The organism is Nocardia otitidiscaviarum NBRC 14405 (assembly GCF_000308635.1).
GTDB classification, from domain to species: domain Bacteria; phylum Actinomycetota; class Actinomycetes; order Mycobacteriales; family Mycobacteriaceae; genus Nocardia; species Nocardia otitidiscaviarum.
This window is the reverse complement of the sequence record NZ_BAGD01000106.1, coordinates 49682-72484: the sequence shown is the minus strand read 5'-3', so window position 1 is coordinate 72484 and position 22803 is coordinate 49682. Positions and strand designations below refer to the sequence as shown.

Sequence of the window (22803 nt, the reverse complement as noted above, 5' to 3'; positions counted from 1 at the left end):
ATCACGGCGATTGTGGCCCGCGAATCACGCCAGGGGAGAGCGAGATCGGGAGGGCAGATCGACCTGTGGGTGTCGGGACATCGCGGCGGGGGCGAGCGCAGAAACGGCGTGGTCGGGGCAGATCCCGGGTGGCGACGGTCGCTATCGGGGCAGGGGACTCCCGGCCCCGTCATCGACCCGCGCGTGCCAGTGCGGGGAGAGCGACCAGTACGGCCAGGATGTGCACGGCTCGAAGGATGCCCACCACAACGGATTCCGTGGTCCAGCCCATCGTGAGCTCACTGATGTGCGGCGCGGTGAGCACTGCCCGCACCGGCTCCACGAGCAGGGACAGCAGGCCCACGGTCCCGAGTCCGCCCGCGAGAACCCAACGCGCCCAGGCGGACCCGGCCGCCATCCGGAATGCCAGCACCACCACCGTCAGATAGATGGCGGCCCGTAGCCCCAACCCGGGCAGCAGCCCGCCGATATCGGCATCGGGCCGTTCGAGCAGCATGGCCGCCCGCAGCAGCGTTTCGCCGACCCCGCAGTACACGGCGATCAGCACGGAGTGCAGCGCCACCGACGCCGCACGGGTACGCGTGACCTCGGCGGTCCGGGGGAGTGGGCTCTCGATCATGCCGTCCACTGTGCGCGCGACCGGCCGCGCACCGGATCACCCGGGAGTATCGAATGTGGCTCATCCGCCGGTATGAGCTCCCGCCCCCGCGGGCGGTCGGGGAAGGTTGTCCGCACCGGCGATTCCGGTCAACGGCGAACACGCGCCCGTCGCCGCCGGTACTGTGCCCGGCCGCTTCGATGCGGTACCCGGCACCGGCTCCGATACGGTGTGCGTGCGCCGCTCGCGGGTTCGGCGACATAATCTTTTGCCCCGCCGCCGACTCTGGCCCTACAGTCCGAAACATGTCCCTCTCAATCTGTCCAGCACGCGACCGACGAGCACCCGGTGCTCGAGGCGATGACTGTGCATGACTGACAGCCGTCGATCGGGGGTGTTCGCGCCGCCCAATCGAGCGGACACCACCCGTGCCCTGAACGACCGCTACCTCCCGCGTCCCCGCCGCGCCACGGCCACCCGGCCCCCATCCAGCCGTCCGGGAGCCCGCCGCTGACCCGAGTTCCCGCGGTCGCTGTGCGACTGAAGTCTCAACCGGAGTCGGCAGCTGGGCCGCCGCCTGCTCCGCGACCCCCTTTGGTCCGTCACCAGGTCGGTATCCCGCCGCACTGCCGTCAGTGGCGGCGGGAACCGGTATGGCGGGCCGGTCCCGGCAGCAGCGCGGACGCTCGGTGTCAGCCCGTCTCGGCGGCGGGTTCGGCGAGTTCGTTGGTGTCGGGCCGGGTTTCGGGCGGCGTCGGCTCCGTGACCCGCCGGGCGGCCAGGTCCGTCCAGCAGTCGGTCGGGGTCTTGCGGCCGCGCAGCAGGATGGTTTCGTGCAGTGTCCACCGCGAGCGTTCGTAGTCGGCGGCGGCGTCGATGACGGCGCGGCTGGCCAGGATGCGCCGTGGGGCCCGTTTGGCCTCGGTGGTGAGGCGGGCCGCCTCGTTCACCGCGTCGCCGATGACGGTGAACTCGAGGCGGGTGTCGGCTCCGATATCGCCCGCGAACACCAGGCCGCGCGCCACGCCGATGCCGATGTCGAGTTCTCCGGCGGCCGCCACCTCGTCGCGAATGCGGCGGGCCGCGCGCAGGGCGGGGGTGGCGTTGTCCGACAGCGAGATCGGCGCGCCGAAGATGCACAGCGCGGCGTCGCCCTCGAACTTGTTGACCAGCCCGTGGTTGTCCTCGGTCGCCGCGACCACCGTGGACAGCAGCCGGTTGAGCTTGGCCACGAAGGCGTCCGGCGGGAGTTCGGTGGACAGCGCCACGGACCCGGTCACATCCACGAACAGCGCCGTCACCACGCGCATATCGCCGGTGAGGTCGGCGCCCCCGGCGAGTGCTCGCTCGGCCACCTCCGCGCCGACGTGGCGGCCGAAGACGGTGCGCATGCGTTCGCGCTCGCTCAGGTTCGCGGCCAGCTCGTTGACCGACAGTTCCAGTCGCCCGAGTTCACTGGCGCTGCCGATGGGCACCCGCACGTCGAGGTCGCCGCGGGCGATCCGGTCCAGCGCCATCCGCAGTGTGTGCATGGGGGTGGCGACCGCGCGGGCCAGCGCCGCCGTCGCCACCACACCCGCCGACAGTCCGACGACGGCGAGATAGATGCCGGTCCGAATCCGGTCGTCCGGCGACGGCACCGGATCGGCCAGCACCGTGATGAGCATGAACAGCGGGACGGCCCCCGTCACCGCGAACGTCACCAGCACCCGGACCAGCACGGTGGAACTCCAGTGCGTGGTGCCGCCCAGCACCTCCGCCACCGTGGGAATTGTCGGCCGGATGAGCCGGTCCACGACGAGATAGGTGACCGCCGCCGACTCCAGCCCGCCGAAGGTGAACATGGCCAGCACCACGGCCAGATCCGGCCCGGTGGTGGCGTTCGCGAACAGTGTGGCCGCGATGATCACGCCCGGCATCCAGATGGCCAGCGCCCGCGCCGTGATGGTGATCGGCAGCGTCAGCAGGCGGCGCGCCTCGGCCTCGGTGGGTTTGCGGCGCTGGTCCAGCCAGCCGAAGTAGTGGCTGCGATCGCGGACCGCGAGCACGATGCCGGCCAGCGCGCCGAGGGTCGGATAGATCGCCGCGGGGGCGAGAGCGGCCAGCCAGTTCGGGCCAAGACGGCCGAGGTATCCGGCGAGCCAGAGTTCGGTGAGGATGACGCCCAGGCCGCTGAGGTTGCACGCCATCACCACGGCGGCCAAGCCCCACCCGGCCCGCAACGCCCACAGGATAAGCCGACTCAACACCTTCGCCTCTCCGCGTTGTCAGCGCGCGGCCGAGAGCCGTCGGCAGCTGTGGACGCGTGCCGACGGTTGGGAGCCGAAACCATTGTGGGCGTGCCCGATGAGTTACCCCGATCCTCGCGAAATCAGTCGTCACCACTCGGCAGTGTCGCTGCTCCGGCGATCAGCGTGGTTGCTAGGTGATCATGCGTGGGCAACAGTCTAGTTGCGGTGCTCATCTCAGCGCAGCAGTACCAGCCAGACCGCGACGTAGTGGCAGAGGGCCGCGACGACCGTTGCCACGTGGAAGAACTCGTGGTGGCCGAACACCTCGGGCCACGGATCGGGCCAGCGGGTGGCGTAGAGGATCGCGCCGCCGCTGTAGGCGAGGCCGCCGATGAGCAGCAGCAGCATCGGGGCGAGGCCGACATTGTGGGTGAGGGTTCCGGCGACCGGCACGATGGCCCAGCCCAGCAGCAGGTACAGCGGCACGCCGACCCAGCGGGGAGCGGTGGGCCACAGCAGTTTCAGGGCCACCCCGGCGAGCGCGCCGATCCACACCACGGTCAGCAGGATGGTGCCGGACCGTCCGCCCACCCCGAGCAGTGCGAAGGGCGTGTAACTGCCCGCGATGAACAGGAAGATCATCGAGTGGTCGGCGCGCTTCATGTGGATGCGGGCGCGATCGGTCTTCCAGTTCACCCGGTGATAGGTGGCGCTGACCCCGAACACCCCGCAGACGGTGAGCCCGTACACCAGCGTCGACCACGCCGCCGTCGCCGACACCGTGGTGCCCGCGATCACCAGCGCGATCACCCCGACGGCCGCGATACCGACCGCCCAGGTGTGTATCCATCCCCGCATGCGCGGTTTGAGCAATACCTCGACAACGTCCGCCACCGGAGCGGGCACCGCGGTATCCGACATCAGTTACCTCCTGAGTAACCTACGGTACCGTAGGTTACCGGGTCTCGAGCGCGTCGCACATCACACCGCGGTAGGGGTCACGGCTGGCGCTGCGGTATGTCGTGCACTGTCCCGGTCAGCCCGCCGCTGCGCGGCGGGGCGTACTGTTTTCGCCGTGAAGCTTGCGAGTCAGGTGCGTGGTTTTCCCTACCGCATCTACGAGGCCCGGCTGTCGAAGCAGCTGGCTGGCAAACAACATCCGCGTCATGTGGCGGTGATGTGCGATGGCAATCGTCGCTGGGCGCGGGAGAACGGCTTCTCCGATATCAGTCACGGGCACCGGGTGGGTGCCCTCAAGATCGCCGAGCTGGTGAGCTGGTGCGGTGAGGTCGGCATCGAGATGGTCACCGTGTACCTGCTCTCGACCGAGAACCTGCGCCGCGACCGCGAGGAGCTGGAGACGCTCTTCGACGTGATCACCGATGTGGTGGAGGAACTGTCCGCGCCGGAACAGAATTCCACCGTGCGGATCGTGGGCGCGCTGGAGCAGCTGCCCGAGGATATGGCGCGGCGGCTGCGCGACGCGGCCAAGCGCACCGACGGCCGCAATGGCGTCCACGTGAACGTGGCTATCGGATACGGCGGCCGCCAGGAGATCACCGATGCGGTGCGGTCGCTCGTTCGCCAGGAGATGGCGGCGGGCGAGACCGGTGAGGATCTGGTGCAGTCCATTACCGTCGACGCCATCGGCCAGCATCTCTACACCTCCGGTCAGCCGGATCCGGATCTGGTCATCCGCACCTCCGGTGAACAGCGTCTTTCCGGATTCCTGCTCTGGCAGAGCGCGTATTCGGAGATCTGGTTCACCGAGGCGTACTGGCCGGAATTCCGGCGCACCGATTTCCTGCGCGCCCTGCGCGATTACGCGGCCCGCCACCGTCGATTCGGAGTTTGAATCGGCCCGGTCCGGGGAACGAGCGGGCCGCTGACAACGGCCAGCACACGGTTGGGTTGCAGTGCAATGGCTTTGGGGTTCGCGGGGGCCTTGCTGCCGTAGCGTCGGATGGCATGGGCGAGGTGCGCGAAGGGCCGTGGACCGCCGTGAACGCCGCGGCGGTGGTCGAGTCGGATCCATATATTTCCTACGAGGAGTTCGGCCGCAGATTTCTGGAATACGCGGCCTCCGAACACCGTATCCAGGGTGCGTTCGGGCAATTGACGGGTGAGGCGTTCGATTTCGGCCCGATCGGAGTGGGGCCGGGCCGGATAGCGAAGCTGTTCGCGACCGTGCGCCTCGGTAAGCCGAAACTCGATCGGGAGGTGCGGGACAATATCTCCTTCGCGCTGAAGATCCCGCTGGAGGTGGATCTGCTGGTCGATCTCGCCGTGGACCGCTATCCATTCCATGTGGACGGCAAGATCCACCTGCATCTGACCGTGCGCACGGCCGAACCGCTGCGCGTGATCATCGATATCGCCGAACCGCGCCCGAGCGATGTGCGGGTGAATGTGGCCAGCGCCTCCCGGCGCGGTGAACTGCTGCGCATCCTGGCCAGCGTCGATCACGAGATCCGTCGTTTCGTGGCCCGCTACCTGGCCGAGGAGATCCGCAAACCGCATATCGTGGCCGCCACCGATATCGATGTGGCGGCACGGCTGGACGCGGCCTGGAAGCTCTAGAGCTTGCGCAGTCGCAGCCGGTTGATGCTGTGGTCGGAGTCCTTGCGCAGCACCAGGGTCGCGCGCGGGCGGGTGGGCAGGATGTTCTCCACCAGGTTGGGCCGGTTGGTGTTGTTCCAGATCTCGCGGGCCGCGCCGATGGCTTCCTGATCGTTGAATCGGGCGTAGTGGTGGAACGCGGAATTCGGATCGGAGAACGAGGTCTTGCGCAGCGCGAGAAAGCGCTCGATATACCAGTTCTCGATGTCCTCGATGCGCGCGTCGACATAGATGGAGAAGTCGAACAGGTCCGACACCATGAGCCGGGGACCGGTCTGCAACACGTTCAGTCCCTCGACGATCAGGATGTCGGGCTGGCGCACGCAGTGTTTCTGATCCGGCACGATGTCGTAGGCGATATGCGAATACACCGGGGCGCATACTTCCGACGCACCGGATTTCACCTCGGTGACGAAGCGCAGCAGTTTGCGGCGGTCGTAGCTCTCCGGGAAGCCCTTGCGGTGCATGAGGCCGCGGCGGGTGAGTTCGGCGGTGGGGTAGAGGAATCCGTCGGTGGTCACGAGGTCGACGCGGGGATGGTGGTCCCAGCGGGCCAGCAGGGCCTGCAGCACGCGGGCGGTGGTGGATTTGCCGACCGCCACACTGCCCGCGACGCCGATGACGAACGGCACCTGGCGGTCGGGGTGGGTTTCGCCGAGGAAGGTGGCGGTGGCGGCGAAAAGGCGCTGCCGGGCGGCCACCTGGAGGTGAATGAGTCGCGCCAGCGGCAGGTAGACCTCGGCGACCTCTTCCAGGTCGATCTGTTCACCCAGACCGCGCAGACCGATCAGTTCTTCCTCGGTGAGCACCAAGGGGGTCGACTTGCGCAGCGTGCGCCACTGTTTCCGGTCGAATTCCACATAGGGACTCGGCTCGCTCATCCGTGCCACGAAGCCTCACCATTCCCGTGCCCGGTCCGGTGAGATCCGGTCCACACTCCACGCATAGGCGAATTCTGCTCGGGTGCAACGGGGCGCGAAAAACCGGGTGTAGCTACTCGCCAGTAGCAGAGGGTGAGATATCCCACCTGGACTACACGTTTGAAACGCCGACCCAGCGCTCCACCGGTCCCGACCGCCGCCGCGATCGCGCCGGGGCCGATAGTGTTTCCGGATATGGCAGCGCATCCCCTGGTTACCGACTATCTGCGTCTGGGCTTGGCCTTCGATCGGCTCGAGGAAGGGTTCGTCGACGCGTACACCGGCGATCCGGCCCTGCGTCGCGAGGTGGAGAACGCGCCGCGGCCGGAGCCCCGCGATCTCGCGCACCGCGCCGCGGCACTGCGCAAGGAACTGCCCGAGGCCGGGCTCACCGCCGAGCGCACCGAATTCCTGGAGGCGCACCTGCGGGCCATGGAGTGCTCGGCGCGCAAGTTCGCCGGGGACGAGATTGCGTTCGTCGAGGAGGTGCGCGCCTACTTCGACGTGGACATCGCCCCCGGGGATGTAACCGAATACCAGGAGGCGCACCGGCAGATGGACGAGGTGCTCGCGGGTGAGGGAGCACTGCTCGAGCGGGTGACCGCGCACCGGCGCGCGGACGAGATTCCGCCGGAGCGCCTGCGGGCCTGTGTGGAGGCGTTCTCGGGCGCGCTGCGGGAACTGGTGCGCCAGCGCTATCCGCTGCCCGACCACGAATTCGTGGAATACGAGGTGGTGGGCGACAAACCGTGGTCCGGCTTCAACTACTACCTCGGCAACTACAAGTCCCGGGTCGCCATCAACTCCGACCTGAAGCAGCACATGGCGAACCTGCCGCATCTCATCGCGCACGAGTCGTATCCGGGGCATCACACCGAGCACTGCCGCAAGGAAGCCGGACTGGTGGCGGCCGGGCAGGCCGAGCAGACCCTGTTCCTGGTGAACACCCCGCAGTGCCTGATGGCGGAGGGGCTGGCGGATCTGGCGCTGAAGTCCATCGTGGGTCCCGGGTGGGGCGTGTGGGCGCAGGAGATCTACGCCGATCTCGGCCTGCGCTTCGACGGTGAACGCGCCGAACGCCTGTCGAACGCTTCGGCGAAACTGCTGAACGTGCGTCAGGACGCCGCGCTGCTGCTGCACGATCGCGGCAAGGACGCCGACGAGGTGGCGGCCTTCCTCGAGCGCTGGAGCCTGGCGACGCCCGAACGCGCCCGCCAATCCCTGCGCTTCCTGTCCTCCCCGCTGTGGCGCGCCTACATCTCCACCTACGTGGAGGGCTACCGCCTGCTCGGCGGCTGGCTCGACCGTGCCCCCGACGCGGACGACCGCTCGGAACGCTTCCGCCGTCTGCTGGACGAACCCCTCACCCCGGGCGCGATACGCCGGATGCCCTGAGGCCGCGCCGGGGCGCGCTGCCGTTGTGGAGCGTGTCGGCGTTGGCGGTTGCGGGGCGGGCTGGGGCGCGTGGTGGCCGGGGAGCTGTGCGGTGGCGGGGGCGAGCGACCGCTCGGTGGCCGCCCCCTAGACTGACCGTCGTGACCCAGACCGCCGCCTCCGTCAACAGCCAGTCGCTCGCCGAGCTCGACCCGCAGGTCGCCGCCGCGATGGCCGAAGAGCTCGCCCGGGAACGCGACACCCTCGAGATGATCGCGTCCGAGAATTTCGTGCCACGCGCCGTGTTGCAGGCGCAGGGCAGCGTGCTCACCAACAAGTACGCCGAGGGATACCCGGGTCGGCGGTACTACGGCGGTTGCGAGGCCGTCGACAAGGTCGAGGAGCTGGCGCGCGAGCGGGTGAAGGCGCTGTTCGGCGCGGAATTCGCCAATGTGCAGCCGCATTCGGGTGCGCAGGCCAATGCCGCCGTGCTCATGGCGCTGATGAACCCGGGCGACAAGATGCTCGGCCTGGATCTGGCGCACGGCGGCCACCTCACCCACGGCATGCGACTGAACTTCTCCGGCAAGCTGTACGAGGTGCACGCGTACGGGGTGTCCAAGGAGGACCACCGCGTCGATATGGACGAGGTGCGCAAGATCGCCCGCGACACCCGCCCGAAGGTGATCGTGGCCGGCTGGTCGGCCTACCCCCGGCACCTCGATTTCGCCGCTTTCCGGGAGATCGCCGACGAGGTCGGCGCGTACCTGTGGGTCGACATGGCGCACTTCGCCGGTCTGGTCGCCGCGGGCCTGCACCCGTCGCCGGTGCCGCACGCCGATGTGGTGTCGTCCACCGTGCACAAGACCCTCGGCGGTCCGCGCTCGGGTCTGATCCTGGCCAAGCAGGATTACGCCAAGAAGCTGAACTCCGCGGTCTTCCCGGGGCAGCAGGGCGGTCCGCTCATGCACGCCATCGCCGCCAAGGCCGTGGCTTTCAAGATCGCGGGCGGTGCGGAGTTCCAGGAGCGTCAGCAGCGCACCCTGTCCGGCGCGAAGATCCTGGCCGAGCGGCTCACCGGCGCGGACGTCAAGGACAAGGGCATCACCGTGCTCACCGGCGGCACCGATGTGCACCTGGTGCTGGTCGATCTGCGCAATTCGGCGCTGGACGGCCAGCAGGGTGAGGATCTGCTGCACGAGGTCGGAATCACCGTGAACCGCAATGCCGTTCCGTTCGACCCGCGCCCGCCGATGGTCACCTCGGGCCTGCGCATCGGCACCGCCGCGCTGGCCACCCGCGGTTTCGGCGACACCGAGTTCACCGAGGTCGCCGATATCATCGCCACCGCCCTCGCCGGAGGCGACGTCCCCACTCTGCGCGCCCGGGTCGCCAAGCTGGCCCAGGACTTCCCGCTCTACGAGGGCCTGGAGGACTGGAAGCTACTCGGCTGATCGCGGCGGGAGAACACAGCGGCGCTGAAGCATTGGGGGGCCTGGTTGTCGCGCGCGACAACCAGGCCCTCGTCAGTCTCCGAGCAGCGGTCGGGAGCGGCGCGGAGATTCGCGTCGTCCGGATGCGAGTGCGGTGGGCAGATTCGCGTCATCCGGCTCTCGCGGGGGTGCGGCGGGTAGGTTCGCCGCCGTCCGGGTCTCGCAGGAGTGCGATCCGTGGGCGCGCGGTACCGGGGCCGGTCGGTGACTGAGCGGGCGAGCTGATCGCCGACGCGGGGACGTCATGCCGGGCGGTGCGGCGCTACCAGGGGCGCGCGGTCGGCGCTCGCGTTGTGAGCTGGGCGGCCGAGCGGATGTGGCCGAGGGATTTGGTTTCCGGGCTCCTACCAGCTCCAGAACTTGCGCGGCCCCTCCGCGAGTGCGGGCGCTTCGGCGGCCACCGTGCGGATCAGCCGCTTGGGCGACGGATTGACCCAATGCTGCTCCCGTGCTTCGGTTTTCAGGACGGCCGTCGGCACCGTCTCGTTGCCGTCGGCGACCGAGCGTACGAACGCGGCCGCGTCCGGGTCCTTCCAGATGTCGATCTCGCTGTGCACGATGCCGTGGCGGTTGAGCACCCGCCGCATCCGGGAGCAGTACGGGCAGCCCGCGCGGCGGTAAACTAGCAGCTCCGGGGCGGAATCGGCGGTCATGTCCGGAGTCTAGGTCAGGGCGTGGATGTGCGCAGCCAGTCGAGCAGAGCGGCGGTGACCTCCGCGGGCCGCTCCTCCATGACGTAGTGGTCGGCTCCGGCGATCCGGGTCAGGGTGGCGTTCGGCAGCCGTCGCGCCAGATCCGCGGCGATCGACCAGGGGCACGGGACGTCCCGGTCGCCCCAGATCACCGCCGTGGGGCAGCGAATGGGGGAGAGGTCGGCGAGCTGGGGGCGCAGCCGCACGCTGTATCCCGCGAAGAAGTCGACGAAACGCTCTCTGCCCTCGGGGGTGTCCATCCACCCCACGTACCGTTCGAGCTGCTCGGTGTCGAATGCCCCGGCCCGCACATAGCGCCGCATCAGGGAGCGATTGATGCTCCCCACCGGCGTGCGCAGCAGCACTCGGCGCAGCAGTGGTCGCCGCGCGGGCACGGTCAGGCTCGCGAACAGCAGATAGTAGGCCGGTGGGAAGGTGCGGTGGGCCCGGGAGTTGAGAATCGCCAAGCGCCGCAACCGATTCGGATCACGCACCGCGAGCCCGAGCGCCAGATGTCCGCCGTAGTCGTGGCCCGCCAGCTCCACCGGACCCGGTGTCAGTGTGTCGAGCACCCGCGCGAGGCGCTCCACCTCCCGGTCGTACGTGCAGTCGGCCCCCGGCGCGCGCTCCGATTCGCCCCATCCGAACCAGTCCGGCGCGATCACCCGCCGCACCCGCGCCAGCCGTGCGATCTGATGCCGCCAGCACACGTGACTCTGCGGATATCCGTGCAACAGCACCAGCGGCTCCCCGCTGCCCGCCTCGAGATACCGCAGTCGCGCCCCGTCCACCACGACGGATCTCAGCCGCTCTCCCGCGTCGGAGGTCATGGCGTCACGGTAGGTCCGGCCGACCCGGGCTGTCGAGCGACACCGCTGGTAGCGGGGCCGAAACGGCCTGTTCCGCAAGAGATATGGCCGGAAACGTCGTCGCCGGTGTGAACCGGGTGGGCCTCGGCCGAGCTCAGGAGTGCTTGACGAGGTAGTCCAGGTACATCGGGCGCAGCACCTCGGCGATATCGCCCTCACCCGCGTGCACGTAGTCGTCGAGCACCGGGAGCACGTACTTGATGTCCGCCTCGCTCTCCCCGAGGTTCCCGGCCGCGGCCTCGGCGGCCGGAATCGATTTCAGCAGCTCCCACAGGAATTTCACGTCGCCGTGCCGGACCGCCAGTTTCACGGCGCGGTCGTGCAGTTCCTTGGCGGAGAGCTTCTCGAGGTCCTGATCATCGGCCATGGTTCGACTGTATCGGCTCCGGAAGCGGAATCGGCGGCGTGGTGTATCGCGTCGGCCGCCCGGTCGTGCTGCCATACGGAGATGGCAGAGCAACCGCGTTTCCAGGTCAAGAGGGTGTACGACCCGCCGGAGCCGAGTGACGGCCGCCGAATACTGGTGGATCGGCTGTGGCCGCGCGGGATCAGCAAACAGGCGGCGGAGATCGACGAGTGGGCCAAGGAGGTGACGCCCTCCGCGGCGCTGCGGAAGTGGTTCCACGCCGACCCGGTGGGGCGGCGCGCGGAGTTCGAGCGCCGGTACCGCGCCGAGCTCGCCGACGATGCCGCGCGGGAGGTGCTGGCGCGGTTGCGCCACGAGGCCGCTTCGCAAACATCGACGCTGGTCACGGCTGTGAAAGAACCTGATCACAGCCACGTTCCGATTCTCCTCGCCGAATTGGGCGAATCGCCCGAATAGGGCGTCCGTTAACGGGATCTTCACCAACACGCCTGTAACTCGGTAGGCCGGAAGTCCAATTCGGCTGTAGCGTCGGGGGTGCGGGTCGCGTAGAGGTGGCCCGTACGGGAGGTCCTGGTCGTGACTGAGCAACTCAGTGCGAGGGGGCCGGCACCCGGCCCTCGGGTCGACTGACCTACAGGGCGGACCGGCCCAGCGAGAACACCCGCGCGGGGCCGCGTGGGTGACAAAGGAGCCCACCGTGACTGATGCACGCTCCGTAACCGCTCCCAGCAGGGATGCCCGCACCGCGAGCACCGGAAAGGGAGTTCGCGCCTCGCAGTCGTCCGAATCCGGACGTAAAACCTTTGTCGTGGACACCTCGGTGTTGCTGTCGGACCCTTGGGCTGTCACCCGCTTCGGTGAGCATCATGTGGTGCTGCCGATCGTGGTGATCAGCGAGCTCGAGGCCAAACGCCACCACCACGAACTGGGCTGGTTCGCCCGCGAGGCACTGCGCATGCTGGACGATCTCCGACTCCAGCACGGACGACTCGACCAGGAGATTCCGGTCGGCGTCGACGGTGGGACCTTGCAGGTCGAGCTGAACCACACCGATCCGGAGGTGCTGCCGGTCGGATTCCGCACCGATACCAACGACTCCCGGATTCTGGCCTGTGCGCTGAATCTGGCCGCCGAGGGTCATCGAGTCGTGCTGGTGTCCAAGGACATTCCGCTGCGCGTCAAGGCGAGTGCGGTCGGCTTGGCCGCCGACGAGTACCACGCCCAGGATGTGGTCACCTCCGGCTGGACCGGTATGACCGAGCTGGATGTCAGTGCGGCGGTGGTGGACAAGCTCTACGCCGACTCCGTCATCGATCTGGACGAGGCCCGGGACCTGCCGTGCCACACCGGCATTCGGCTACTCGGCACCAACGGCAGCGCACTGGCCCGGGTTACCCCGGACAAGCGGGTGCAGCTGGTGCGCGGTGATCGCGAGGCGTTCGGTCTGCACGGCCGCTCCGCCGAACAGCGCATCGCCCTGGACCTGCTGCTGGACGAGAGCGTCGGCATCGTGTCCATGGGCGGCCGCGCCGGTACCGGTAAGTCGGCGCTGGCGCTGATGGCCGGTCTGGAAGCCGTGCTGGAGCGTCGGTCGCACCGCAAGGTCGTGGTGTTCCGCCCGCTGTACGCGGTCGGCGGCCAGGATCTGGGTTACCTGCCCGGTTCGGAGAGCGAGAAGATGGGGCCGTGGGCGCAGGCCGTCTTCGACACCCTCGAGGGTCTCGCCAGCCAGGAGGTGATGGAGGAGGTGCAGTCGCGCGGCATGCTGGAGGTGCTGCCGCTCACCCACATTCGCGGTCGGTCGCTGCACGACTCCTTCGTGATCGTGGACGAGGCGCAGTCGCTGGAACGCAATGTGCTGCTCACCGTGCTCAGCCGTCTGGGCACGGGATCGCGGGTGGTGCTCACCCACGATGTGGCGCAGCGCGACAACCTCCGGGTCGGTCGGCACGACGGCGTGGCCGCCGTGATCGAGAAGCTGAAGGGGCATCCGCTGTTCGCCCACATCACACTGACCCGCAGCGAGCGTTCCCCGATCGCCGCTCTGGTCACCGAGATGCTGGAGGAGTACGGGCCCAACGCCTGATCCCCGGCTATTGCCGGGCGTGTGGTTTGCCTCACAGGTCGACGGGTATATTCCGGCAAAGTACCTGCTCGAAGCTGATTTCGGCTGACAGCGACGGTTTGCCGAACAGCTGCCGAATGTCGATCTGAGTCGCCGGAGGTGTCGTGGCAACGCGGCACCTCCGTGCGGCCCGTAGCGGGAGGATGACCATGCACCACTTCGCTCGACGCACGGCCGGATTCATGACCGCGATCGCCCTGGTGGCGCTGCCGCTCGCCGGCTGCGCCAAGGACGACAAGGATGCCAAGCCCGACACCGGGATGGCGACGACCACGGCGATGGCCACGGCCACCGAACACGCCGACGATACCCACGACAACGAGACCGACCGCAACGAGACCGACCGCGACGACACCCCGACAACGAAGATCCCCACCGCCGCCGGGGACATCGAGGTGTCCGGCTCGATTCTGGAGAAGTACAACGCCGTCGGCGGCGTGACGAGCCCGCTGGGCGAACCCACCGGTGAATCGCAGGACGCTCCCGGTGGCGGCACCATGCAGGCGTTCGAGGGCGGAGCCATCTACAGCAGCCCGGACACCGGTGCGCACATCGTCTGGGGTGAGATCCGGGACGCCTGGATGGCGAACGGCGGTCCCGGCGGCAAGCTCGGCTACCCGACCACCGACGAGATGGATATCGCGGGCGGTAAGCAGAGCGATTTCACCGGCGGCACCATCACCTGGGTGGACCGCCAGATCACGGTGACCGAGAAGTAGTGTCCCGCCGCCTCGGGTTCGGGCGTACCCGAGCCCGAGGCGTTTCTGCCGCTCGATTCGTGCCCGGGGACGGCCCGCACCGCGCGCTGTGCCGCGTTTCCCGGAAGCCTCCGGGCGGAGAGGTGCTCGGTACCGACTGGTCGGCGGGGCGCTGGAGTTTCGCGGAGCGCCGCGGGGGACCCCTCGTGCGGCGCGCGCGACACGCTTCACGGGATGGCGACACGCGGCGCGATGCTGGGTTTTGCGATAGCCGTTGTGAATACGGCGCGAAGATCCCCATGTTTGCCGCGCAGCCGCTAGATTGTGCCGGTGCAGAACGTGCTGTCCGACCGCGACCTCCTCGACGCACTCGCGCCGGAGGTGGAGACCAATCTGACCCGCCACATCGCCGCTGCCGCGGGGTGGCAGCCGCATGACTACGTGCCCTGGGACGACGGTCGCAATTTCGCCTTCCTCGGTGGGATCGACTGGGATCCCGCGCAATCCGAGCTGAGCGAGACCGCGAAACTGGCGCTCACCGTCAGCGTGCTCATCGCCGACAACCTGCCGTCCTACCACCGGGAGCTGGGCAAGCACCTGCGGCGCGGCCCGTGGTGGCGCTGGGTCGGTCGGTGGACCGCGGAGGAGAACCGGCACGAGATCCTCATCCGCAACTACCTCATGGTCACCCGCGCGGTGGATCCGGTGGAGTTGGAGCGGATGCGCATGGAGCATATGACCCGCGGCTTCCGCCGCCCGCCCATGCACCTGCTGGACGTGCTGGCGGTCTGCGCCCTCGAGGAGACCGCGTCCGCGGTGCGGCATCGCAATACCGAGGCACTCGGCGAGAACCCCCTGGTCACCGAGATCGCCCGGCGCATCGCCGTCGACGATGAACTCCAGGCGGAATTCTTCGCCAACCTGATCTCCGCCGCCCTGGACCGCTTCCCGGACCAGACCATGCGTGCCATCGCCGACCGCATCGCCGACTTCCGGGTCCCCGAGGCCACCCTCACCGACGGCCGCAGCAGCGATGAGGTTCTCGCCGCCGCGGGCATCTACGACCGCGCCAAGGAACCCGAACTCGTCTACGCCCCCCTGCTGGAGCGCTGGAACGTCTTCGGTCGCACCGACCTCGGCGACACCGGCGAACAGGCCCGCACCGAACTGGAATCCCTGCGCCTGGTCGTCGCCCGCTAGCGAGTTCCGTCGAAGCCATCGAGTGGGTGGCCGCCTCGGCCGCCCAGCTCCTGGGTACTGCCCACCGTGGCTCGTGCGGGGTGATCGGAGGCGGCGCTGATCGCCGCCATGATGCGGTCCACATCCGTACGTTCTGGTCCGGGCAGTGGTGCTCCCGCCGCATCGCGCGCCGCTGCCGCCGTGCGGAGCAGGCGGCGGGCGCGTCCGATGTGCCCGGCGAGGGCCGCGGCACCCGCGAGACCCTCTTGTGCGAGGGCTATCGCGCGGGGATCACCGATCCGCCGGGCCACCGCCAGGCCTTCCCGATGGTAGGCGTGAGCCTGCTCGGGATCGCCGCGCAGTTCGGCGATGAACCCGAGTTCGGCGAGGCTGTGGGCGATACCGGGCGCGTAGTCGACTTCGCGGTTCCAGTCCAGGGACGCTCGGGTGTATTTCTCGGCCTCGTCGAGGCGTCCTTCGCGTCTCGCGCCGATGCCGAGGCCGACCGCCGCGAAGATCCGGCCGGGTTCGTGACCCTGGCTCACCGAGAGTTCGAGGGCGCGTTCGTGCAGTACTCGCGCTTGGGTCAGGTCGCCCGCGAGCAGGGCGAGCCGACCCAGCCCCGACATCATATCGGCCGCCCGCGGCCACAGTCCGAGTTCCTCGGCCCGGTGCAGTCCGTCGCGGCGCAGACGCGTGGACTCGGCGTAGTCACCGATGATCTCGGCGTGTCGGCCGAGCAGTTCATCGGCGCGCAGCTGGCCCCATCGATCGCCCAGCACCGCGAAAAGGCGGGCACTTTCGGTCGCGTCGCGGGCCATGGCCGCCAAGTCGCCGCGGAGCATGGCGTGATGGGCGGCGCTGCTGAGCGCGGCGGCGATACCCCACTGGTCCCCGGACGTGTGGAAGCCCGCCAGAGACCGCTGAGCCAGCATGGCGCTCACCGATTGGTCGCCGCCGCCGAGCAGCACCTCGCCGAGGATCCATTCGGTGAACGCACGGCCCGACGGATCGCTCACTCCGTCGAATCCCGCGAGTCCGGCCTCGACCAGATCCGGCCGGTCGGGCGCGGCAATGCTGAGCAGCGTGAGCGCCGAGCGCCAGCCATTGGCCCGCGCCCACAGTGTGGGGGCGGCCTCCCGGCCGGTGCCGAGCGCCGCGTCGAGTTGTCGGATGCCCTCCCCGATCCGGCCGCGGAGAAACCAGTACCAGGCCAGCGCGCCGACGAGGCGCAGCGCGACGCCGGAATCGCCGCGCCGCACCGAATCCTCTACGACGGAACGCAGATTCGGGTACTCGATATCCAGCACTGCCAGCCAACGCCGCTGGTCGGCCCCCCGAAGTTGTGCGTGCGCCCGCTCGGACAACGCCGTGTAGTACTCGTTGCGCACCGTGTGCAGCAAGTCGGTCTCACCGGCCTCCGACAGTCGATCCGAGCAGTACATCGCGACCGATTCCAACAGCCGGTAGCGTGGGCCCGCTGCGGTGTCGGTCATCGCGACCAGCGAGCGGTCGACCAGGCGGGCGAGCAGGTCCGCGATCCGTTCCGGGGCGAGATCCTTACTCGCACAGACGCATTCGGCCGCCGTCAGCCCGAACCCGTCGCTGTGGACCGAGAGCCTGCGTAGCACGGCCTGTTCCGGTTCGGTCAGCTGCTCCCAGCTCCAGTCGATGACCGCGCGCAGTGTCTGCTGGCGGCCGGGCCCGCTCCGGCGTCCGGCGACCAACAGCTCGAATCGATCGTCCATCCGCGCCGCCAATTCGCGGACGCCGAACGCCCGCACCCGGGCGGCGGCCAGCTCCAGGGCCAGCGGGATTCCGTCGAGTCGGCGACAGATTGTCGCGACGGCCGCGGCGTTTCCCGCGTCGATGGCGAAACCGGGGGAAGCGGCCGCCGCGCGAGCCGTGAACAGCCGGACGGCACTGAACTTCGGCAGTGCCGCCACGCCGATATCAGCGGGCGAGTACGGCAGTTCGAGCGCGGCGACCGGATAGACGGCTTCACCGGAGACGCCGAGTGGTTCCCGGCTGGTGGCCAGGATCCGGAGACCGGGCACCGACCGCAGGAGTTGCTCGGTCAGGTCGGCGATCACGGCGACCAGATGCTCGCAATTGTCGAGGACGAGCAGCACCTGTTTGCCGTCCCACGCGGTGACGAGTCGGTCGAGCCGACCGGCGGCGGTCCGGCTGTCACCGCGGATTCCGATCACCGCGTGCAAGGTGTCCAGAATGGAAGTGCGGGCGACGGTCGTCGGGTTCATCCCGGCGAGCTCGACGAACCACACGCCGTCGGGGTGGTCGGTGATCAGTCCGCGCGCCGCCTCGATCGAGAGTCGAGTCTTGCCGACTCCGCCGGGTCCGACGAGGGTCACCAACCGGTAGTCGCCGACCAGGCCGTGCACCTCGTGCACCGCTTCGGCCCGACCGATCAGTTCGGTCAACTGGCCGGGCAGGTTCGTCGGTATGGTGGTCGGACGCGGCGTGAGCGCCGGGTCCTGCGTGAGGATAGCCCGATGCACCTCGGCGATCTCGGGGCCGGGATCGATGCCGAGTTCGGCGCGCAATCGTTCCCGCAACTCGGTGAAAGCGGCGAGGGCCTCACTCTGCCGCCCGGATCCGTACAGCGCGCGCAGATACGCGGCGCACAGCCGTTCCCGCAGCGGATGTTCGGCGACCAGCGGCGCCAATTCCGCTACCAGATCGGTGTATTCGCCGAGTTCGAGCCTTGCGGCGGCCCAGGCTTCCACTGCCGAGATCCGCAGTTCCGCCAAGCGCGCCGTTTCGACCGCCGCGAACTCCGCATCGGCCACATCGGCGAAGGGGGTGCCGCGCCAGAGACCGAGCGCGGTGGTCAACGCATCCGCCCGCGAGCGCGCGTCCAGGCCCGCAGTCGATGCCAGCATTGCCTCGAACCGGCCCGCGTCCACCGCGTCGGCCGTGACATCGAGACGATAACCCCCGGGCCCGGATGCCACCAGAGCGCGAGCGCTCGGCTCGGCGGCGGCGAGCACACCGCGCAGTTGCGAGACCTTGACCTGCAAGGCGGCCGCGGCGTCCCGGGGAGTCCGCCGCGGCCACAGCACGTCGACGAGGCGATCGGTGGATACCGAATGACCGCGGTGGGCCAGGAGTACGGCGAGCACCGTTCGCAACTGCCCGGCCGGGATCGCGACCTCTACTTCCCGATCCGTCCACACCTCTAGTGGGCCGAGCACACCGAACCTCATCCCCGTGACGATACGGACCGCACGGGCATGGTCGACCGGCGTGTAGGTCGGTCGTAGGGGTCCTGTAGGCCCCGGACGTGAAGGTCGTGGGGATCGACTTCACTGTGGAAAGGCAGACGCGATGCAACCAACCGATCCCCTGCGCGTGGCGATCATCATCGGCAGCACGCGAGCACAGCGATTCGGACCGACGGTGGCGACCTGGTTCCACGGTCACGCGAGGGCGCACGGCGGGCTCGACCTCGACCTGATCGATCTCGCCGACGTCGGTCTGTCCGATGTCCTGGACGAAACCGACGCCGCGACCGATTCGCTGGCTCCGCGCCTGGCCGGCGCAGACGCCTTCGTGATCGTCTCGCCCGAGTACAACCGCGGTTATCCCGCCCCGCTCAAGACCGCCATCGACTCCTACGTCGACGAGTGGAAGGCGAAACCGATCGCCTTCGTCAGTTACGGCGGAGTCTCGGGGGGACTGCGCGCCGTCGAGCAATTGCGCCAGGTGTTCGGCGAACTGCACGCGATCACCATCCGCAACACCGTGAGCTTCCACTCGTGCTGGAACAGGTTCGACGACGCGGGCCGCCCGCTGGACGCCGCCGGCGCGGAAGCCGCCGCGACCGCACTGCTCCACCAACTCACCTGGTGGGCCCGCGCACTACACGACGCCCGGGCCACCCGGCCGTATGCGCACTAGTACCGGAGAAGGACAGACCATGAGACGCCCTGCGACAACCCTGGCCCTATTGGCCTTCTCCAGCCTGATCACCTCGCTGGACTTCACGATCATCTATGTCGCTCTCCCCGATATAGCCAGCGACGTCGGCTTCTCCGGCCACTCGATGCAGTGGGTGGTCAGCGCCTACGCCGTCTTCTTCGGCGGCTTGCTGCTGCTGGGCGGACGCTCCGCGGATCTGCTCGGCAAGCGGCGGATGTTCGTCCTCGGCATGGTGGTTTTCGGCGCCGCGTCGCTGCTGGGCGGCCTGGCCACCACCACGACCGCGCTGATCGTCGCCCGGGCGCTGCAGGGGGCCGGTGCGGCGCTGCTGTTCCCCGCGACCTTGTCGCTGGTCAACACCATGTTCGCGGAGGGTGCGCAGCGGATTCGCGCGCTCGCGGTCTGGGCGATGGCCGGTGCGGGCGGGCTCAGCCTCGGTGCATTGCTGGGCGGCGTGCTGACCAGTGCCTTCGGGTGGCCGGCGGTGTTCTTGATCAATATCCCGCTGGTCGTCATCGGCGCGGTGGCGGCATTCGGGTTGCTGCGTCCGGACGGCCCACGCGATCGGGGCCGCGGGTTCGACGTGCCCGGTGCGCTCACCGGAACCGTGGGAATCACCCTGCTGGTATTCACCGTCGCGCAGGGGCCGGAGTCCGGCTGGACCTCGACACCTGTCCTCGGGGGTGCCGCGGCGGCGGTGGCGCTGCTGGCCGCGTTCGTGGTCATCGAAGCGCGCAGTGCCAGCCCGCTGATGCCGTTGCGGCTGGCCCACGCGCTGGGACCGGTGCTGGCGGTCATCTTCGTGTTCGGCGCGACGGTGCAGAACATCGTCTACTTCCTCACGCTGTTCCTACAGAACGTGTGGCGCTACAGCGCACTGGTCACAGGACTCGTGTTTCTGAGCCTGTCGCTGGTCATCGCGGTCGCGAATTTCGCCGCAGAGTGGCTCATCGTGAGAATCGGCCTCCGCGCCGCCCTGGTCATCGGCTTGGTGCTCGCGGCGGCCGGAGGTGCCCTGCTCGCGGTGGGAATGGTCACCGACGGGTCCTATCGGACGATCCTGGCTGGAATCGCGGTGTACGGCATGGGGACGGGCACGGTCTTCCCGGCCATGTTCGCCGCGGCCGGAACCGGCGTCGCCGCGCGGGAACAGGGCACCGCCGGTGGGATGGCGAACACCGCGATGCAGGTCGGTATCGGCACCGGACTCGCGATTCTGGTCGGCGTCGCGAACGCGGGCACCGCCGGGCTCGACGGCGAAGCCCTGCGGGTCGCGGCCGGGGACGGCCTGCGCACCACGGTCGTCATGGCCGCCGCACTCACCCTGCTCGGCGTGCTCGCCGCGGCGGCGCTGCCCGGGCGTCGCGCGGCGCGGCACGAACACCCCACAGCGGCGAGCGAGCCCGCTCCGGTCCGGGGCGGGTGAGCGCCGGAGCGGGACGCACAACCGGCGGGGGCGACCGCGCACCCACCATGCGGATTCGTCGGGTCACCGCTCGACGAAAACCACCGAGAAACAGGAGGAATCATCATGAAGAAGGCGATCATCACGGCGGCGCGACTCGCTGTCGCCGGCATTTCGGGCCTGGCCCTCACGGCGGTCGTCGGTTCCGGAACGGCGCCGGCGGCGCCGCACGATTGCGTGGTCGAACGGGATCTCACCGGAGCCTCTGCGATCTGTCTGCCCGACGGTGGAGACAACTATGTCCTGCGCGTCGAGTGCTTCGGTCTCCACGCCGCCGGCCCGTTCCCGCTGTACGCCGTCGGTCCCTACCATTCGCTCAGCTACCCGTTCACACCCTCCGGCGACCGAATCACCGCGAGCTGCATGGGAGCCGGTCCCGGCCTCCTCGCCATCACCACCAACGCCTACGTAGAGATCTATCGGGGCTAGAGCGCCGGGCGGGGCCGCCGCCGCGAGCAGCGGCCCCGCGACCTGGCGTGCGGGGCCATCGATCGCACGTAGAAACATGATGTGAGGAAAGAGATTCCGCTGTGACCGTACAACGCGCGGAGAAGATCGCTACCAGCCCCGACTGGTACGTGCCGTACAAGATCTCGCAGGCCATCAAGGCGAACGGCCTCATTCACGTGTCCGGACAGGCGGGCATAGACGAGCGGGGCCGCACCGTCTCCGATGAATTCCTGGCGCAGGGGCGGCAGGCGTTCGCCAACATCCGGCGGGTGCTCGCCGAGGCTGGGGCCGATCTGGACGATGTGGTGAAGGTCGGCATCTTCGTCACCGATATGGCCGCCAACCTCGACAAGGTCATTGCGCTGCGCGGAGAATTCCTCAGCGAGCCGTACCCGGCCGACACCTTGCTCGAGGTGTCGGCCCTCGCCCGGCCCGACTGGCAGATCGAAGTGGAAGTCACCGCCCTCGCCCGCTGACCCGGTTACAGGCTGGCGATCGCCCGTGTGACTCGGGCGGTCGCCGGTCGGTCATGGGAGCGGATGTCATGGCCGGGCGGGCTCGGATCATCCGCGTGAGTCGGCCCACCCGATGCGCTCAGCGCGAGAACAGCGCCCGCGCCACTCCCACGACGGTCCCCCGCACGAAGTTCTCCCACGAGAAGTGGTCGTGCCACACGAAGATGCGCCCGTCGACGAATTCGAATGTGCCGCACACCCAGAAGGCCACTTCCACCGACCCCACCCGCAGGTAGTCGGTGCGTTCGGTGAGCACGACGCCGTCCTCGGTGGCCGCGACATGGTGCATATCGGCGCGGAAACCGTACCGGGGTCCCGCGAAGCGATTCAGCACCCATCGCACGCGGTCGGCCCCGCGCACATCCGGCAGTGAGGTGTTCTTCCAGACGATTCCGGGATGGACGAGGTCCATGGCCTCGTCGAGGGCGTTGACCTCGAGGGCGGCGAAGAATTCGCGCACCGTCGTGACGGCGTCCTGCCGCAGTTCGGGTAAGTCGGACATCTTCCGACTCTAAGCCCGGGCGCTGCCGGACAACAGTATTCGGCTCACTTCCGCCGTGCGACCAGTGCCGCCACCCCGTCGAGAATCCGGTCGATACCGAATCTCAGCGCGTTGTCGCGTCCGGACTCCCCGGTCGGCCCGGCCGTCGCCGCGGCCAGCGCGGCGACCACGTGCGGGAAATCCCGACCGTGCGCGGCCAGCACCGCCGCCATCTCCCGCTGCAACCGTCCTTCCGCGTCCGCGCCGTCGCCGCCGCCGATCTGCTGGACGAGGCTGCGCACGTGTCCGATCAGCAGCACCACGGTGTCGAACTGTTCGGCGGCCGTCAACCCGGTGTCGGCGAGCGCGTGCAGCGCGGTCTCCACCCAGCTCATCTCGTGCGGGCCCATGACGTGCGCGCCGACGGAGAGTTCGATGGTCCACGGATGGGTGTGCATGCGCTGATACAGCGTCTCCGCCCACCGGCTCAGATAGTCGCGCCACGGTTCGTCGGCGTCTAGGTCCGGCGGTGCGCCCACGGCGGTATCGAGCATGAGGGCGGTGAGTTCGGCCTTCCCGGGCACATAGCGGTAGAGCGCCATCTTGGCGCAGCCGAGCCGCTCGCCGAGCCGCGCCATGGACAGGCTCGCGAGCCCCTCCGCATCGGCGAGGGCGACGGCCTCGGCGACGATGCGTTCCAGCGTGAGCGAGGGTTTGGGGCCGCGTTTGGGCCGCTGCCGGGTGCCCCACAGCAGTTCCGTGGTGGTGGGTGCCGCCATGGGGGC

The 22803-nt window shown here is 68.9% G+C and carries 22 protein-coding genes; 12 read left to right on the top strand and 10 right to left on the bottom strand.

The features are described from left to right. Positions 1 to 169 precede the first annotated feature (169 nt). From ON31_RS24135 to trhA, 3 genes are all read right to left on the bottom strand, one after another. Positions 170 to 619: a hypothetical protein gene (locus ON31_RS24135; protein ID WP_039817037.1), complete on the bottom strand. Its 450-nt coding sequence runs from the start codon at positions 617 to 619 to the stop codon at positions 170 to 172. Positions 620 to 1290: 671 nt separating this feature from the next. Continuing rightward, positions 1291 to 2847 (bottom strand): adenylate/guanylate cyclase domain-containing protein, encoded by a 1557-nt coding sequence (locus ON31_RS24130; RefSeq protein ID WP_063821560.1) that lies wholly within the window; start codon positions 2845 to 2847, stop codon positions 1291 to 1293. Between the two features lie 216 nt (positions 2848 to 3063). After that, positions 3064 to 3750: a PAQR family membrane homeostasis protein TrhA gene (trhA, locus tag ON31_RS24125; RefSeq protein WP_051037682.1), complete on the bottom strand. Its 687-nt coding sequence runs from the start codon at positions 3748 to 3750 to the stop codon at positions 3064 to 3066. Between the two features lie 154 nt (positions 3751 to 3904). Here trhA and ON31_RS24120 point away from each other — a divergent pair, with 154 nt between their 5' ends. Together ON31_RS24120 and ON31_RS24115 are read left to right on the top strand one after the other, a co-directional pair. Further along, a complete protein-coding gene (locus tag ON31_RS24120) occupies positions 3905 to 4684 on the top strand; it encodes an isoprenyl transferase (RefSeq protein WP_029931353.1) in 780 nt (259 codons plus the stop codon). A gap of 113 nt (positions 4685 to 4797) precedes the next feature. After that, complete coding sequence (locus tag ON31_RS24115; protein ID WP_051037681.1) at positions 4798 to 5409, top strand: hypothetical protein; 612 nt, start codon at positions 4798 to 4800, stop codon at positions 5407 to 5409. Here the strand turns inward: ON31_RS24115 and coaA are convergent. Further along, positions 5406 to 6338, bottom strand: a complete 933-nt coding sequence (coaA, locus tag ON31_RS24110; RefSeq protein WP_029931355.1) for a type I pantothenate kinase — start codon at positions 6336 to 6338, stop codon at positions 5406 to 5408. The genes ON31_RS24115 and coaA overlap by 4 nt on opposite strands. Before the next feature lie 225 nt (positions 6339 to 6563). Here coaA and ON31_RS24105 point away from each other — a divergent pair, with 225 nt between their 5' ends. Then, entirely contained in the window at positions 6564 to 7763 is a 1200-nt protein-coding gene (locus ON31_RS24105) for a hypothetical protein (RefSeq protein WP_039817036.1), read from the top strand. A 140-nt stretch (positions 7764 to 7903) separates the two neighbouring features. After that, positions 7904 to 9196: a serine hydroxymethyltransferase gene (gene glyA / locus ON31_RS24100; RefSeq protein ID WP_039817035.1), complete on the top strand. Its 1293-nt coding sequence runs from the start codon at positions 7904 to 7906 to the stop codon at positions 9194 to 9196. 383 nt (positions 9197 to 9579) lie between these two features. Here glyA and ON31_RS24095 read toward each other — a convergent pair whose 3' ends face one another. The 3 genes from ON31_RS24095 to ON31_RS24085 form a co-directional block, all read right to left on the bottom strand. Then, positions 9580 to 9888, bottom strand: a complete 309-nt coding sequence (locus ON31_RS24095; RefSeq protein WP_029931358.1) for a glutaredoxin family protein — start codon at positions 9886 to 9888, stop codon at positions 9580 to 9582. A 14-nt stretch (positions 9889 to 9902) separates the two neighbouring features. Next, complete coding sequence (locus ON31_RS24090; RefSeq protein ID WP_039817034.1) at positions 9903 to 10757, bottom strand: alpha/beta fold hydrolase; 855 nt, start codon at positions 10755 to 10757, stop codon at positions 9903 to 9905. A gap of 133 nt (positions 10758 to 10890) precedes the next feature. After that, positions 10891 to 11163 carry a hypothetical protein gene (locus tag ON31_RS24085; RefSeq protein WP_029931360.1) on the bottom strand — a complete coding sequence of 91 codons (273 nt, stop codon included), beginning with the start codon at positions 11161 to 11163 and terminating at the stop codon, positions 10891 to 10893. A gap of 81 nt (positions 11164 to 11244) precedes the next feature. Here ON31_RS24085 and ON31_RS24080 point away from each other — a divergent pair, with 81 nt between their 5' ends. The 4 genes from ON31_RS24080 (at position 11245) to ON31_RS24065 (ending at position 15186) form a co-directional block, all read left to right on the top strand. After that, positions 11245 to 11619 carry a DUF488 domain-containing protein gene (locus tag ON31_RS24080; protein ID WP_039817033.1) on the top strand — a complete coding sequence of 125 codons (375 nt, stop codon included), beginning with the start codon at positions 11245 to 11247 and terminating at the stop codon, positions 11617 to 11619. Positions 11620 to 11971: 352 nt separating this feature from the next. Next, a complete protein-coding gene (gene phoH2, locus ON31_RS24075) occupies positions 11972 to 13249 on the top strand; it encodes an RNA 5'-3' helicase PhoH2 (RefSeq protein WP_039817031.1) in 1278 nt (425 codons plus the stop codon). 188 nt (positions 13250 to 13437) lie between these two features. Next, positions 13438 to 14007 carry an LGFP repeat-containing protein gene (locus ON31_RS24070; RefSeq protein ID WP_039817188.1) on the top strand — a complete coding sequence of 190 codons (570 nt, stop codon included), beginning with the start codon at positions 13438 to 13440 and terminating at the stop codon, positions 14005 to 14007. Positions 14008 to 14316: 309 nt separating this feature from the next. Then, positions 14317 to 15186 (top strand): acyl-ACP desaturase, encoded by an 870-nt coding sequence (locus tag ON31_RS24065; RefSeq protein ID WP_169335036.1) that lies wholly within the window; start codon positions 14317 to 14319, stop codon positions 15184 to 15186. Here the strand turns inward: ON31_RS24065 and ON31_RS24060 are convergent. Next, on the bottom strand, positions 15183 to 18392 hold the full coding sequence (locus tag ON31_RS24060) for an ATP-binding protein (RefSeq protein ID WP_063821559.1): 3210 nt from the start codon (positions 18390 to 18392) through the stop codon (positions 15183 to 15185). The genes ON31_RS24065 and ON31_RS24060 overlap by 4 nt on opposite strands. 121 nt (positions 18393 to 18513) lie before the next feature. Between ON31_RS24060 and ON31_RS24055 the strand changes: the two genes are divergently transcribed. From ON31_RS24055 to ON31_RS24040, 4 genes are all read left to right on the top strand, one after another. Beyond that, complete coding sequence (locus ON31_RS24055; RefSeq protein WP_039817028.1) at positions 18514 to 19086, top strand: NADPH-dependent FMN reductase; 573 nt, start codon at positions 18514 to 18516, stop codon at positions 19084 to 19086. A 19-nt stretch (positions 19087 to 19105) separates the two neighbouring features. Next, complete coding sequence (locus ON31_RS24050) at positions 19106 to 20533, top strand: MFS transporter (RefSeq protein ID WP_218007380.1); 1428 nt, start codon at positions 19106 to 19108, stop codon at positions 20531 to 20533. 105 nt (positions 20534 to 20638) lie between these two features. After that, positions 20639 to 21001 carry a hypothetical protein gene (locus ON31_RS24045; protein ID WP_039817186.1) on the top strand — a complete coding sequence of 121 codons (363 nt, stop codon included), beginning with the start codon at positions 20639 to 20641 and terminating at the stop codon, positions 20999 to 21001. Positions 21002 to 21102: 101 nt separating this feature from the next. After that, entirely contained in the window at positions 21103 to 21498 is a 396-nt protein-coding gene (locus ON31_RS24040) for a RidA family protein (RefSeq protein WP_039817027.1), read from the top strand. Between the two features lie 118 nt (positions 21499 to 21616). Here ON31_RS24040 and ON31_RS24035 read toward each other — a convergent pair whose 3' ends face one another. Together ON31_RS24035 and ON31_RS24030 are read right to left on the bottom strand one after the other, a co-directional pair. Beyond that, positions 21617 to 22039 (bottom strand): limonene-1,2-epoxide hydrolase family protein, encoded by a 423-nt coding sequence (locus ON31_RS24035; protein ID WP_029931370.1) that lies wholly within the window; start codon positions 22037 to 22039, stop codon positions 21617 to 21619. A gap of 44 nt (positions 22040 to 22083) precedes the next feature. Continuing rightward, positions 22084 to 22797, bottom strand: coding sequence for a TetR/AcrR family transcriptional regulator (locus ON31_RS24030; RefSeq protein WP_039817025.1), 714 nt, complete (start codon positions 22795 to 22797; stop codon positions 22084 to 22086). Positions 22798 to 22803: the final 6 nt, after the last annotated feature.